Raw genomic sequence first — 1,009 nt, 5'->3', positions numbered from 1 at the left:
ACTAACAATGAAGATAAAGAGTACAGGCTGGTCCCATTTCGCTCGCCACTACTCTGGGAATCTCGGTTGATTTCTTTTCCTGCGGTTACTTAGATGTTTCAGTTCACCGCGTTCGCTTCTCATGACCTATGGATTCAGTCATGGATACCTCAAAAGAGGTGGGTTTCCCCATTCGGACATCTACGGATCAAAGCTCGTTTGCCAGCTCCCCGTAGCTTTTCGCAGGCTACCGCGTCCTTCATCGCCTGTGATCGCCAAGGCATCCACCACATGCACTTGTTCGCTTGACCCTATAACGGGTGTGTCTCTCTCGATGGGAGTTGGCGCTTTAGCGCCTACTCCCATCCGATCCCCGGAGGGGATGGAACCTTCACTGGGAAGGCCGAGCAGTTTGCACAAACGTTACAGGTTGAGTATTCGTGTTGCGCCGTATTCCAAAGCAATCTTTCGATCACTTAAAAATACATCGATACAATCACAACCCTGATTCACCTACTCATGCACCCATCTCTAAGTACACTTTCGTGAATCTCTTTACTACTTCTTCCTGATTGTTAAAGAACGTTCAGCCGATAGCGCGATTGCTGTAACCGCGTATCCTTACTGACTGGCTCAATCGCCAATGCACAACGCTCTGTGTACCTGACACAGAACCCTACGCATTGAGGATTGGTGGAGGATGACGGGATCGAACCGACGACCCCCTGCTTGCAAAGCAGGTGCTCTCCCAGCTGAGCTAATCCCCCAGTCATACAGTCACCCCAGAGGTTCAGACGCCCAGCGCACCAGACAAGACAGTGGTGGGTCTGGATGGATTCGAACCATCGACCCCCGCCTTATCAAGACGGTGCTCTAACCGACTGAGCTACAGACCCCTGAGTCTGTCTGCGTTTCTTTACTACTACAGCCGATAAGCGTGAGCGCTCAACGTTTGACACGTTCTAGCTCGAGAAAGGAGGTGATCCAGCCGCACCTTCCGATACGGCTACCTTGTTACGACTTCACCCCA

At 51.5% G+C, this 1,009-nt stretch carries 2 tRNA genes and 2 rRNA genes; all 4 read right to left on the bottom strand.

The features are described from left to right. A 23S ribosomal RNA gene (locus ACTJLB_RS32415) occupies positions 1 to 290 on the bottom strand; the annotation flags it as partial. Positions 291 to 670: 380 nt separating this feature from the next. Next, a tRNA-Ala gene (locus ACTJLB_RS32410) sits at positions 671 to 746 on the bottom strand. A gap of 52 nt (positions 747 to 798) precedes the next feature. After that, positions 799 to 875, bottom strand: a tRNA-Ile gene (locus ACTJLB_RS32405). Between the two features lie 76 nt (positions 876 to 951). Continuing rightward, a 16S ribosomal RNA gene (locus ACTJLB_RS32400) occupies positions 952 to 1,009 on the bottom strand; the annotation flags it as partial.

Source organism: Paraburkholderia sp. 22098 (assembly GCF_052045935.1).
Taxonomy (GTDB): Bacteria; Pseudomonadota; Gammaproteobacteria; order Burkholderiales; family Burkholderiaceae; genus Paraburkholderia; species Paraburkholderia caledonica.
Note: the sequence above shows the minus strand (reverse complement) of the source record. Positions and strands in the feature narration are given on the sequence as shown.